At 30.6% G+C, this 13230-nt stretch carries 12 protein-coding genes; all 12 read right to left on the bottom strand.

The window, feature by feature from the left end:
* Window positions 1-769: 769 nt before the first annotated feature.
* The 12 genes from BUA99_RS09915 to BUA99_RS09860 all read right to left on the bottom strand — a co-directional run bounded on the left by BUA99_RS09915 (window position 770) and on the right by BUA99_RS09860 (window position 13218).
* Window positions 770-1591 (bottom strand): glycosyltransferase family 2 protein, encoded by an 822-nt coding sequence (locus BUA99_RS09915; protein WP_072991623.1) that lies wholly within the window; start codon window positions 1589-1591, stop codon window positions 770-772.
* The gene (locus tag BUA99_RS09910; protein WP_072991620.1) at window positions 1584-2135 is read right to left on the bottom strand and encodes a DapH/DapD/GlmU-related protein; all 552 of its coding nucleotides are present in this window, start codon (window positions 2133-2135) and stop codon (window positions 1584-1586) included. Before BUA99_RS09910 ends, BUA99_RS09915 begins: the two co-directional genes overlap by 8 nt.
* Window positions 2136-2143: 8 nt before the next feature.
* Window positions 2144-3256, bottom strand: coding sequence for a glycosyltransferase family 4 protein (locus BUA99_RS09905; RefSeq protein ID WP_143151746.1), 1113 nt, complete (start codon window positions 3254-3256; stop codon window positions 2144-2146).
* A 4-nt stretch (window positions 3257-3260) separates the two neighbouring features.
* Window positions 3261-4334: a glycosyltransferase gene (locus BUA99_RS09900; RefSeq protein ID WP_072991615.1), complete on the bottom strand. Its 1074-nt coding sequence runs from the start codon at window positions 4332-4334 to the stop codon at window positions 3261-3263.
* A complete protein-coding gene (locus BUA99_RS09895) occupies window positions 4331-5503 on the bottom strand; it encodes a glycosyltransferase (RefSeq protein ID WP_072991612.1) in 1173 nt (390 codons plus the stop codon). The genes BUA99_RS09900 and BUA99_RS09895 overlap by 4 nt, the downstream gene beginning before the upstream one ends.
* Complete coding sequence (locus tag BUA99_RS09890) at window positions 5504-6805, bottom strand: hypothetical protein (RefSeq protein WP_072991610.1); 1302 nt, start codon at window positions 6803-6805, stop codon at window positions 5504-5506.
* A complete protein-coding gene (locus tag BUA99_RS09885; RefSeq protein WP_072991608.1) occupies window positions 6806-8062 on the bottom strand; it encodes a glycosyltransferase family 4 protein in 1257 nt (418 codons plus the stop codon).
* Window positions 8059-9141, bottom strand: coding sequence for a glycosyltransferase (locus BUA99_RS09880; RefSeq protein ID WP_072991606.1), 1083 nt, complete (start codon window positions 9139-9141; stop codon window positions 8059-8061). The genes BUA99_RS09885 and BUA99_RS09880 overlap by 4 nt, the downstream gene beginning before the upstream one ends.
* Window positions 9142-9166: 25 nt before the next feature.
* Window positions 9167-10138: a hypothetical protein gene (locus BUA99_RS09875; RefSeq protein WP_072991604.1), complete on the bottom strand. Its 972-nt coding sequence runs from the start codon at window positions 10136-10138 to the stop codon at window positions 9167-9169.
* Window positions 10135-11154 (bottom strand): hypothetical protein, encoded by a 1020-nt coding sequence (locus tag BUA99_RS09870; RefSeq protein WP_072991602.1) that lies wholly within the window; start codon window positions 11152-11154, stop codon window positions 10135-10137. Before BUA99_RS09870 ends, BUA99_RS09875 begins: the two co-directional genes overlap by 4 nt.
* Window positions 11155-11164: 10 nt before the next feature.
* Complete coding sequence (locus BUA99_RS09865; protein ID WP_072991599.1) at window positions 11165-12088, bottom strand: glycosyltransferase family protein; 924 nt, start codon at window positions 12086-12088, stop codon at window positions 11165-11167.
* A gap of 74 nt (window positions 12089-12162) precedes the next feature.
* Entirely contained in the window at window positions 12163-13218 is a 1056-nt protein-coding gene (locus BUA99_RS09860; RefSeq protein WP_072991596.1) for a glycosyltransferase family 4 protein, read from the bottom strand.
* Between the last annotated feature and the right edge of the window lie 12 nt (window positions 13219-13230).

The following is a 13230-nucleotide window of genomic DNA, read 5'->3' as shown; positions in this document are numbered from 1 at the left end:
TCAATCTTATGGTTGCTTATGGCTTTATCTTAAAAAAATTCAGTTTCTTTAAATTTGATTTGATCGTGATGTTCGCGGCTTTTAATTTTTACAGGCTACGTCTTGGATTTAGATCCTGTTTTATATTTACCCTCTTTCAATGAGCATGTTTTACATTTATACACACCGTAATAATAGGTGTTAGCTTAATTTTTCCCATGTTTTTCGTTATTTATTTAGCTTTTCTGATAGTTATGAGATCAGATAAACGAGCAAATCTTTTAGCATCTTTTTTGTAATGGGATGATTAAGCCGTATGAATTTGAATAACTACCTAAGGAGAGTACTTTTGCTGACTAAGCATGTTAGGCTTTTTTGATAAGGCAAGATAAAAAAAGCGGTAAAATTGAAAGCATAAATCGTTTCAACTTTATCGCTTTTTATTTATTTTACTTAATAAGGACTTTTTCAGTGTCCTCAAAAAACCAGAATTACTTTTTTAGGCTTTTTAAAATAAACATAAAGTTATCTATAATTTTAACTAATATAATGGAGGTTTAAATTAAATTCAATCTTAAATAGTTGAGACTTCTATTTAAAAATGGGTACAACATGTTTCAAAATTAAGAGGTTTTAGTTATAATATTTTATCAAAATATTGATGTCTTACGTTGATGACATCTTCTATTTAAAATAAATAAAATTATTTGCTTTTATACACTAATTGAATTAACATTAATAAAATCGATTGATAGTCAATACTCATCTTTCAAGAATATTTTCATAGTATCTATTTATTATTTCTATAAGAATAAATTTTTGTTTGAATTTGGAAAAAATAATGTGATTTGAAACGTGCTAAATAAAACCCCTCTCGACCGTCTAAAAACCCTAATTTAAAAAAATAAGCACCTATAAAATAAACTATTGGAAGTAATCCAGTGGATAGAAGTTTATACTTAATTTTTTGGTTAAAAGATAAATTTAAACTTTTATAGTTACTTAACTTTAAATATCTTTTAGCTTCCCATGTAGAGTAGGCATTATGTTTTGCAATATAATGATCCAAATTTTTGTAATCTTTATGTATAACTTTTGCACTTATTACTCCAACCTTACCTTCAATTATAGGATGTTCATGCACTTCCATATCCAAATGACTCCATAAATCTTCATCAATTTTTTCGTAAGTTCCTTTTGACTTTTTAAAAAGTGCTGACTTTTTAAATTCGTATCCATACCTAAGCTTCTTACCCATGAAATAGTTTTGAAACTGTATTGTGAATCCATTGTAAGCAGGATCTTGTATTTTTATCGCTATTTCATCAACAAAATCTTGTGATACAAATTCATCTGCATCTAAAAACAAAATCCATTCATTCAGAAGGTTCGCGTTTTGAAGTACCCAATTGCGTTTTTTTGGAAATTTACCATTCCATTCAAACTGTAAAACTTCCACACCTTTGGATTTAGCAATAGTGATGGTATCATCCGTACTTCCAGAATCAACCACTATAATTTGAGAAAACCTTACCAATTTGTCAAGACAAGATGGTAGATTTAGTTCTTCATTTTTGACAGAAACAATTACAGTAATTGGAATTTTATTCAAAAGTTCTGAATTTTATAAATTTAGCTGGATTTCCCGCTACTATAGTATTTTTTTCTACATCCCTTGTAATCACACTTCCCGCACCAACAATAGCATTTTCACTAATAACTACTCCTGGCATTATAAAAGCCCTTGCACCTATAAAAACATTTTTTTGTATCGTAATTTTTTTTGTTATCAAATTCATTTCTGGTTTATCAAATGCGTGTGTACCGGAGCATAAATATACTTCTTGTCCTACTGTTGCATGTTCAAATATTTCTATAACTCCCAGCGTATAAGCATTAGCGCGATCTCCTAAGCAGGCTCGGTCATGCAATATTAGATTCCATGGAATTTGAATTCTAGCTCTTTGGTGTACAAATGGTTTTCCGTAAATTTGACTTCCAAATAATCTAAGCCAGAACAGTCTCCAACGATTAGCAGGTTTTGGAGTCCAAATACAAAATATTAACCATACGTATTCCCAAATTATCATTTTAATACGCTGATGTATGGACCATGGCGAATCGTAAGGTGAATTTTGCAAGTGCTGTTGTTTCATTCTTTTTATTATTTTATTTTCATTGATTTAAATTCATTTAAAAAATCAATAGCTAATTTTTCTGTAGAATGTGTTTTATTAACTTTCATACCTTCTTTCGCTAAATCAGTTAACAGTTTCGGATTATTTATCAAATCTTTTAGAAGCTGATTTAAAATTTCAACTTTTTGTTCCGACCGATGATCGAAGCACAAACCATTTTTATTATGAGTCAGAAAATCTTTAAAACAATCTAAATTAGAAACTATTGTAGCGCATCCCCAACTCATTGCTTCCAATGGTGAAACTCCAAACGTCTCGCCTCTCTCTGCTACTGATGGATACACAAAGACAGAGGCTTTTAAATAAATTGCATTCAATTTATCGATTTCAAAAATAGGTTCTAAAAAGAACACATTAGCGCTCATAGCAAGCTTTTTTAACTCTTCCAAATAAGTTTTCCCTCCTCCTCCAGTTTCGACAGTGTAAGGACCTACAATAAGTAATTGCCAATCTGTTAAGGACAGAGTAACAAAAGATTTTATTAAAATATCTAAACCCTTTTCAGGATGGATTCTACCCGTGTAAAGTATTATCTTTTCTTTTTTTAAAAAATCAATAATATTTATATTCCTAAAAGGCAAAGTGTTTGGTATCATTACCACCTTTTCAAAGTACTTTCTATTGATCTCAGCCTTTATCGCTTTAGCCACCGGACTAGAATTAGCTCTTAATCGAGCGTTTTGTGTGTAAAACTTCATTTGTCCTTTGGGCATTCTTTGAACATCAACCAAACATTTTGTTTTTTGATTTGACGATAAAATAAAAGGTAACCAGAAGGTATTAGAAACAATAATATCCGTGCTATTTGATATTTTGCGAACCGCTTTAAAACTGTAGATTAAATCTAAAATCTTAAGAACAATACCGGAGGTTGGTACTCTATAACCTTTAACTCTTATGTGATTAATTCCGTGATCGTTTTCAGCATCTGCAAACCCTTTGTATGATTTAGATATGTAGTTTACTTCATGGCCTTGTCTAATAAATTCTTTTGCTAAACCATACCACATTTTTTCGACCGCCCCACCTAATACTGGCGGCACGGGCAGGAAAGCGCCTTGAACTATTGTGATTTTCACTTTATTAGATATTATTATATAAGTCAAGCATTTTTTTTCTTAATGCCATAATATCATATTTATCTTCTGTTAGTTTTCGCCCATATTTACCCATAATTTCTAATTTTTTGATGGGTGTGTTAAATACTTGATTTAAAGTATTTTCTAAATTTATTACCGATAAATCAATCCACCAACCACATTGATAAATTTCTAAATCTTCCCAAGGCGTCCCGTGCGTCGTTATTACCGGAACCCCTACTGCAAGTGATTCGGCTATTACAATTCCAAAATTTTCACTGTATGTAGGCAAAACCATAACATCAGCAGAACGTAAAAAATCCCATTTGGTTGCACCAAATTTAGCTCCTACAAAATGTACATTATTTAAGTCTTGAGAACTTTCATTTAAGGTTGATATATAATTTTTATTACCATTACCTGCAATTTCTAACGACCATCCAGTAGTGTTACAATTTCTCCAAGCTTCTAAAAGCAATTCAATTCCTTTTTTAGGATGAATTCGAGATAAAAAAACGATTTTACGCATTCCATAATTTGTTTTAATTTCTTTCACATCACTTAAATCAATACTGTTTGGGATGATATAAATAGGGTTTGTGAAACCTAAAGCTTGTATATTTTTAGCTTCCATTTGAGCAGTTGCGTGAAGGTATGTTGATCTTCGAAGTGCTTTCTTTTGGTATAAAAACAGAGCTAATTTCTTTTTTAATCGATTATTGGCAAGAATCCAAGGTTCTAGCATACCATGTGGAGAGATAATTACTTTAATTCCTAACTTTTGAGCAACCTTTTGGAACTCCCAATTTTGTGGGCTCCAAATGCCATTAATATGAACAATATCTGGTTTTTCGTATTGAAGATAATTATAAAATTCTTTGCTAAAAGTAAACCACCGTAAAATAGAGGTATCAAAGAATTTTATAAAAACCCCTTCTATATCTATAGGGTCTTTAGAAACACCTGTGGCTATAATAAGGGAAATATCATCTTTCAATGCTTTACTGAGCAAACGTATATATTCTGTTGTGCCACCGCCACTTTTATCAATGCTAGCTATAAAATGAATTACTTTCACTTGTTTTCTAAAATTTTCAAATATGTTTTCTCAATAGAATTAATAAAATCTTGAGTAGAAAATTTTTTTGAATTTAAAATTGATTTTAATATTGCATCTTTTCGCTGTTCAGGTGTAAATTTCATGATTCTTTCTAAAACTGTTGCTGCAGTTATTTTCCAACTTAATAATTTTTCGGAATCAATAGGTTTTTTAGGTATATAAAATCCTGCATTTCCTGCCACTTCTTTCATCGGATCTTCATCAGTTGTAATTACGATACTACCAGATGCCATCGCTTCAATAATTGGCCAACCAAAACCTTCATACAACGACGGAAAAACCATTACTGAACATCCTTGATAAAACTGTTTTAGTTGAACATCGTCAATGTTTGTTAAAAAATAAATTGACTCTGATGCTATTGATTTGTTTGCATAAGCGATCATTTCACTCGTAGGTTGCTCTCCTATCAAAATTAAAGGTATAGTTGCCTTAAAAGATATTGCCCATTGTTGATAAATCTCTAAAACTCCAAATTTATTTTTATAAAAAGCATTACCACCAACGTGAAGAATATATCCGCGAGAAAAATTGATGTTATACCTATTTGATAATACTTTTCTCAATTTAACAATGTCTTTCACAGGCTCAAAATTCTGATTTAAACCATTATACACAACCTGAGATATTTTTGGGGTTCCGGGTAATAAAAAATGTAAATCGGTTTGGGTTTTTCTTGAAATACTGATAAAGTTTTTAGCTTTGCTATATCCCCAAAAAATAAATTTTTGATATTGTTTTCCACTTATTCCAGTTTTACTTTCAGGTAATAAACCAAAGGCTGATTGCTGTGCCAAAAAATCATGACAATGAACAACATGATGTTTTTTTCTTACAAGAGGAACCCATGGTCCTAATGCATTATCGGAAAAAACAAATAATGTTTCTCTAGTGCAACTTAATAACCTTATTTTTACTTCAAGGGGGAAAATAAAAAATTGATCTAAATAACCCAACCACTTCTTTAAAGCTGCATTTTTGAAAGCAAGTTGAGAAAATATTGCAGTAGGATACCATACTGATATTTCGTGTCCTTTTTGTTTCATTCCCAACATAATCATTTTTGCAAATCGCGGCATACTTTGATGAGATAAAAATAAAGGATGTGTGAAAAGTATAATTTTCATCTATTTTGTTTCTGTATTTATATTTATACTTGCGACTAATAGACCTGATGCCACAATTGTACAGCCTAACATACTTGGTTGAGCCCATTGTCCCTGAGTAATTAAATATAAAGCAGTACCACAAAATAGTATGGGTAATAATTTATAATTTACAGGTAATCTTACTGATTTATAAAACAAGGTAATTGCTAAAATCAATCTTAATATAATAAGTCCACCCCCTAATATAATTCCTTGCTCTCCACCTAAACGACCTAGCTCCCCTTCGGAGATCATAAAATCTCTTTTTCCGCTTAACATTTGTGCTCCTGCATTTGTACCCATACCTAAATTTCCAACAAATAAGGGTTGTTTTAATAAATCAACTATTGGGTCCACAAAATCATTTATTACCCTGATAAAAATTGATCCCTTTAAGCCGCCACCTTGTTCGTTAGCAGTATTTACCCTACTCATGAAAACTTCTGTACCCAGACTAAAAATTGGAGTCGTTTTTTGTAAAACAATTAATATAATAAAAATCGCCATTATTGAAATAGCCAATTTAGGAATAGATTTTAAACTTTTAGAATAACCTATAATAGCAAAAAGTCCAACTAATATGACTCCTGCAACGGCTGTTCTACTTACGGTTAACGGTAATGCAATTAATAATGCTGCTGTACTTGTATAAAGCAATATTTTTGAACAAGATTCTTTGGACAACCAGAAATAATAAATAAATACAGAAACTAATATATAATAAGATGATAATCCTGTTGTAAATGAAAAAGTACCGGAAGGTCGAAAAAAACCCATTGAACCTGAGAATCCAGCACCACCTTCACCACCAATTCCGATGTTAATAAAAGTAGATTGAGGACTTATAAATTGAAAATAAACAATAACAGTAACAAAAATATTAGAGAATAACATCACGCGACCTATTTTTATAATATCCTCCTTTGTTAAAACTAAACCGATTATAAATATTAAAGGAAAGTGAAGTAACATGATCCTAGCCCCATAGAGACCAACAAATAGATTTCCATGTCCAAAAGTTAACGTAATAGCTAAACCAAATAATGTAAAAATTGTACTTAAAATTACATATAAGTTTATAAATTTTACATTTAAGTAGTAAGCTCTTAGGATAATATAAATAGCAATTGGATCACGTACAATCAGTAAAGGTGCAGCCATACTCGGTACAATCCATTTACGCAATGCTCCCTCAAAAATCCAAAGTAAAAAATACAGCCAAATCGCTTTTTTTAAATAGTTATAATCTGGTTCTGTTGGTGATCCTATCACTTTATTCATTTATACGTTTGTTTTGACTATCTGAGATGAAAAAATCGATTCAGTCATTTCTTGTCCATAAACTGACCAGGGCCTGGTCAAAGCCTTTTGTTGTGCAGCACGTCCATAAAATTCGACAATTTCAGGTTTAAGAAGTATTTTTAAAATAACTTCTTTTATTGCAAGTGACGAGCCTGCAGGAACGATCCATCCATTCACATCATTATCGATGACATCAGGACCCGCCGTACGATCTGTAGTAATTACTGGCACTCCCTGCGACATTGCCTCAGTTATTACCAAGCCAAAACCTTCAAAAAGAGAAGGAAAAACGAAAACATCATGTTCACGCATACATCGCAACACTTGATCATGAGATAAAGATGGAATCCAGTTGTGTTGTTTAAGAGCTTGATTTAATACAGCACAATGGGGAACTGCTTTATGGCCCACAATTGTCAACTCCACTTTGTTTCCTAATCCATTCATTGCTTCAAAAAGATAAGAAATTCCTTTACGTTGAGATAAACTACCAACAAATAATATTTTAAGTTTACGATCTTTTAGTGGTTTATAAACTTTTCTAAAAGTAACTTTAGGAAAACCATATGGAATTACTTTTACATTAGCTAATTTTCCTGAATAGTCTAGCAGCGTATTTTTTGTAAAAGTGCTCGCAACGTAGATCACATCTGCAAGAGCCAGTTCTTGATCTTTATTATTGAGCTTAGTTTGTGAATCGACGAAACCCGTTAATGTAGCCGACCACTCAGGATTAATATGAAATTCTTTCTGCATTAATAAACGAGCGGTCTTCCAGTAACCAATAGGTAAATCGTATATGCAGTGAATCCCTAGTTGTTTAGCTTTTGTAAAAGTATTTAATGCTCCGTCTTCATATGCATAAACTCCTATTAATCCTTCTTTTTTTAATTTAGCTAAATTAGAAGCGACCCATTGATCGTGTTTTCGATATACTCTATCAATACAAAAAAAACCATTTTCATGTTTAACTAAAAATTTTAAACCTAATTTTGAAGCCAATAAGCGACCAAATTCATAAATTGAGTTCGATCGTGTAAAAGGTTGCCATCTTTTATCTAAGCTTCTTCTTTTAAGAACTTTAAAGCTCGGATTACTACTCAACTGATATAATAATTGACCAGAAAATAGCGCAATTGTTGTAAATAATTTTAAGAGTAATTTATGATTCACAAAACTTTGGAGCAAATTTTTTGAATTTGCATTTAAAGTTGGATGAGAAACTACTATTTTCATACTGTAGTAATTGATTTAATAAATTGTGTTACCATACTATTTAGATCAAAACACTCAAAATTTACTTTATCTAAATTAAGCTCATTTTTTTTATACTCAATAATTTGTGGTATTTCGTATTGTCCTTTAGTAGGCGTCCACTTTCGGGCAACAGAGATAATATTAATTTGATGCTCTCTATACGCAGCATAAACTCCACTTTTTTCAGTCTGATAATACGGTGTTGTAGATATCCCAAAATCGCTATCTACAAGTGCTTGAGATATTGTCTTTTCTGATTGCATACCCAAAACTTCGTAATAGATATTATGATTGTCAAGTATTAAGGTATAATCACTCAATAGAGAACCATTTTTACCAATAAAAACAATTTTTAATGGCTTGATAAAAGTATTTGACCTTCTCTTTAAATCTACTACGAAATCATGAAAAGGAGCTCCGCCATGAATAGTACCAAACAAAATAAACTGTGTATGTTGTCTTACTTCATTTTTTACATTTTCAGGAGATATATTACCACAAATTGGTAAAACTTCAGCGTTAATATTGTTAGACTGAAGAAAGAACTGATATAATTTATTTTGCGTATTAATTGACTTTGCTTTAATAGTGCAAACTATTTTTTTTACAATTATTTGTTGTAATTTACCAATACATTTATGTTTGAACGAAGACTCAATATCAATTCCAAGCCATAATTCATGAAACATAATATGCCATTTGTGTTGTCCTTGTAATTTCTTTAAAAAAGAAGGTAACCAAAAAGGTAATCCTTTTAGGTTGTAACTATAGGGGACAAATTGTAACGAAATCCAGTCAGGCTTAAAAATGTCTATCAAACCTTGTGACCATACAAACCTTTGAGAACTAGAACTTGATATTGGTATACGATGGACTCTAACTTTAATTTCTAAAACTTCTTGATCTTCATTTGAAAAGGTGGTAGTTTGATTATCATACAATGACAAAATTTGAATTTTTTCTCCTCGGCGTATCAACTCGGCGCACAATCGACGTGTATAATCGCCAACACCATCATGCCCACGTCCCGTAGAACCACAAATAAAAAGTATTTTCATATCAGGAAAGTTGAAAAAAATTATTTTAAACTTTATAAAATCGTCCTAGTATCTTAAAAGTAATAATAGCCATCCGTTTTTTAATAATTTCACTTTTCGAATGGGCCAAGATTGGACTAGAACTTTGTTCCCAATAAACAAAATCTTGTTTCCTCGGAATTCTTCCGTTAATAAATCGAAGAAAATGATTTGTTTTCCATGGTTTAACACTGCCTAACGCGTGCGACATTGTTGCTTCGCCTGGAATAAAACCCATACCCTCTTTACCTAAATAGCTTATTTTTCCTTTGTAAGCTTCAATAGTTGCGTTTAAAGCATCTTGATCTGATTTATCAAAAAACTGAAAACCAATTACTTTTACTATAGTCGACTGATGAATTTGATTTGAAAAAATAGAATTCTGTAAACCTCCAATTGATTCACTCATTACTTCTTGTAATTTTATCCATAAAAATAAAAAACTAATGTCTTTTTTGAGTAAACCCACAAAGCCACCGTTTACGTAAATCTGATTTACAAATTTTAATTTAAACTCATAATTTTTAAAATAATTCCTCCAACCTTCTCTTCTAGGATGGAATTCTTGTAATGGAGAATTAACATCTTCACATACGGTTATACCACAATTCACCCATTGCTCAAAACAATCCCAAGGATCGAGAACAATAATGTCAGGATCGAAATAAAATAATGCATCTGCGTCTTTTGCCAAACTTTGCCATAATTCTACCATAAAGTCAGGCTTATAATTAGTTAGGCTATAGTCAGTATCTAGAGGTAAAAAAATGAGTTCCAATCCATCACTAGGAGATAATTTTATTGCATCATGCCATTTTCCAATTGTTTCTCTTTTTCCTTTTAATATCCAATTCGGTAACAGTCCACGATAACCAACATAAATAGTTCCACGAAATCCATTATTGTATAGCGAATTGGAAAGTGTAGCCACACCGTAATGATAATGGCCTTCAAAAAGAGTACAAATTGCAGCAATCATATTCTTTTATTTTTACTTATATATTTCAATTTCCTTTTAATTCGGACAAAAGTATTTCTTACAAAAGTGACGTAAAATAAATCTGCTAACTTATACTTAGCTAAAAGAGTCAATCTTTGTTGATTAGTTTTAATTGAAAGCATTAAATCATCGATGGCCTCATTACCTAACCTTATTCTACCTGAATAGTGTAAATGACTTATGTGAACTGGAAAAGATGGAGCAACATTTTGTTCAATAATCTCACTTTGGGCATCTTGGGATAAATCTGAAAACCATAATTTATATGAAACTGTATTTTGCGTATAAGCGCCTTGAATTGCATGGATCAAATCTAAGTTATTACAATAATCACCAGACCAACTGCTTAGCCATTTCAATGGTTGCTTACATAAATTAAGTATCTTCCAGTTACCTAATAAAGTTGCAACATGCAATAAAGATTGATCATGTTTAATAGGCACATCGGGATTTTGTTTAAACCATTCTATTGCACTATTTATATCGACAATCATTTTGGCTCTTTTATTAATAAGCATATGGCCAGCTGTGACAGCTGTATTTAAACTTTCTTTCCCAAAAAACTCTTCAATTCTACTTGGTAAAAAATAATTATAAACACCTTTAGTAGTGTATTCTTCATCGGCATGCACTAAATCGTAATGTTCGATAAATTCAAATAACCTCTCCCAGTTCATTAAGGCAACAATGTCGTTATCCGAATAAATAAATTGATCCCAATCAGAAAACCAAGCTAAAAAACGATACAAGTATCCAACGGGACAATCCGTTAATACAGTGCTTAAATTTTGTATAAAATTAATTGCATCCTCTGAAAAATCTTCAGCAGTTAAAAATTCTACTTCATTAAGAACATATTTAGAATTTACTTTTTCTCCTCCAAAATGAATCAGTCGAATAGGCAGTCTGCAACCACTTTTTCGAATTGAATATACTAAATTCTCACAATAGTTTTGACTCGTTTTATTAGCTACTAAAAAAATACCCTTTTTCATTTTTGTTTCTTTATAAACTAAGATGCCAACGATAATCTTTTTGCCACATTTTATGTCGAACTGGACCAGTGTAATGTCTGATAGCAATCTGTTTTGGATTATACAAATGTGAAAAATCAAATTGATCTTTATTATCTAAAATAAAGATCTTTGCACTTAAAGGCATAAAATAATTATCTTTTAGCAAAATATTTATTATCGTTTGCTCACTAAAATATTCATATTTACCGTTTAAAACTTTATAAAAATCAAGACTTTTTTTATAATGATCAAATTTTTTAAAAACAAGCATAAGTCCAGCATTAACTTGATATGTTTGTTGTGAATAAATTGCCTTATATCTAGAATCTAAACAGCCCCATTCAATATCGGGCATGTACCAACCATTAACTTTAGGTTCTTCTGATAGTAAAATATCAAATAAATTTGCCTTTTCATAAAATAAAATATCTGAGTCTATAAATAATGTCGGACAGTCTATAGAATGATTTAAATAGTAAAATAATCTTTTACCAAAGGCGTGCTTCTTCGCATAATCTAAAATATAATTGTGATATGGTTGAAGATCAACATTACATAGTTCTTTCAGAGATAGTATTTCTTCCCACTTTATACTTTTTATCGTGACAAAATCAGTATCGTTGCGGATTTGTTTTTTTTGCATTTCCGTATGAGATCCATCAGAATAAATGGTCCATTTAATAGGTTTTCCAATATAGCGTAAAAATGATAAAATGGATAATAATTGCTCATTGTAATCATTGTTAGAGGAAAAACTAACTACCTCCATATCAATATTCTTTTGACAATTAATTTCTTTAATAATAAAACTAAATTTACTCTCTATCAAGTGACCGAAATGACGTCGATTCTTTGATGCAATTTTGCAAGTTATTTTTTTTGTAATTCTACTTAGTCCAGGTAATTTTCCCATAAAGATTTAATTTCGAGCAGAATAATTAGATATCTAACCCAATCTTTTTAATTAAATATGATTTAATTAAAAAACTATAAAATGTTTGAACTTTGCTCGTGAGTAATCAATTTATATAATCTTAAGTGTTTTTCGGAAATTAAATTCCAATCTAATTGTTCAATCGCGAACTGCCTTTGTTTTAAGGAAATGTAATTTCTGTAATTAGTATCTGTATAATACTTTATATAAAGCTTGGCCATTTCTTCACTAGCATTATTTGCAACGACTGGAAAAATTTCTTCGCCACCATAAGACCTAATACCCCCTACGTCAGTGGTGATGATCGGCAAGCCAGCAGCAATTGCTTGAACAATTGCAGTATTTGCCCCAGAATCATTCATAGGCATTAATAATACATAACTGCTTTGGTAAAATTCAAGTAATTCATCATCATTCAAGCCTTCATGAAAAAAAGTATTTGGTAAGTCAATAATTTTTTTTAGAATGTTTGGATGTCTATGAGAAGTGGGAATAATAAAATGATATTCTAATTCATTATTAAATTTCTTTTTCAAAATTTGATATACTTCATAGAACATCTCAAAATTTCTTAAAAAATGACCCACGAACAAAATTTTATTTTTTTTTATCTCTACATTTTCTCCTGGTTTAAAAAAATCAATATCTACACCGTGTTTAATTACGTGAATATTATCTAGTGAAATATATGGAGCAAAATTAGCGACTTCTTCATCGTACAAGATTATTGCATTGCTTAAATTAGATAATAGAGATAATTGTTTTTTACTCCAATGTTTGAAAGGTAAATGAATTGTTCCAATCAATTTTTCTTTATTTTTATTTAACAATGTGAGTATGTGCAAATGATTTTCCAAGTATAAGATATGAGATACATCTTTACTTTTGACCTTACGAAGAAAACTAACTTCTGCGAATGCTTGAGGATGACTTATGTGACTCCATTTTAAGTATAACTTTATAAACTTACCAAAAATCTTATTCAAGAAAATATAATTCGAGGTAATCAAATAAATTGAAACTTCATTAGAAAAATAATTAGTTAAACATTCATAACCTGAATATTTGCCAAACCATAAAATTTTATCACTTAAAATATTAATTTTCATTTTCTGCTTTTA

The sequence above is a fragment of the Flavobacterium segetis genome (assembly GCF_900129575.1).
Classification (GTDB): Bacteria; Bacteroidota; Bacteroidia; order Flavobacteriales; family Flavobacteriaceae; genus Flavobacterium; species Flavobacterium segetis.
Note: the sequence above shows the minus strand (reverse complement) of the source record. Positions and strands in the feature narration are given on the sequence as shown.

Coding starts and splice junctions, on each gene's coding strand:
- BUA99_RS09880 (WP_072991606.1), bottom strand. CDS start 9,141: ATGAAAATACTTTTTATTTGTGGTTCTACGGGACGTGGGCATGATGGT.
- BUA99_RS09910 (WP_072991620.1), bottom strand. CDS start 2,135: ATGAAACAACAGCACTTGCAAAATTCACCTTACGATTCGCCATGGTCC.
- BUA99_RS09860 (WP_072991596.1), bottom strand. CDS start 13,218: ATGAAAATTAATATTTTAAGTGATAAAATTTTATGGTTTGGCAAATAT.
- BUA99_RS09885 (WP_072991608.1), bottom strand. CDS start 8,062: ATGAAAATAGTAGTTTCTCATCCAACTTTAAATGCAAATTCAAAAAAT.
- BUA99_RS09890 (WP_072991610.1), bottom strand. CDS start 6,805: ATGAATAAAGTGATAGGATCACCAACAGAACCAGATTATAACTATTTA.
- BUA99_RS09875 (WP_072991604.1), bottom strand. CDS start 10,138: ATGATTGCTGCAATTTGTACTCTTTTTGAAGGCCATTATCATTACGGT.
- BUA99_RS09865 (WP_072991599.1), bottom strand. CDS start 12,088: ATGGGAAAATTACCTGGACTAAGTAGAATTACAAAAAAAATAACTTGC.
- BUA99_RS09870 (WP_072991602.1), bottom strand. CDS start 11,154: ATGAAAAAGGGTATTTTTTTAGTAGCTAATAAAACGAGTCAAAACTAT.
- BUA99_RS09895 (WP_072991612.1), bottom strand. CDS start 5,503: ATGAAAATTATACTTTTCACACATCCTTTATTTTTATCTCATCAAAGT.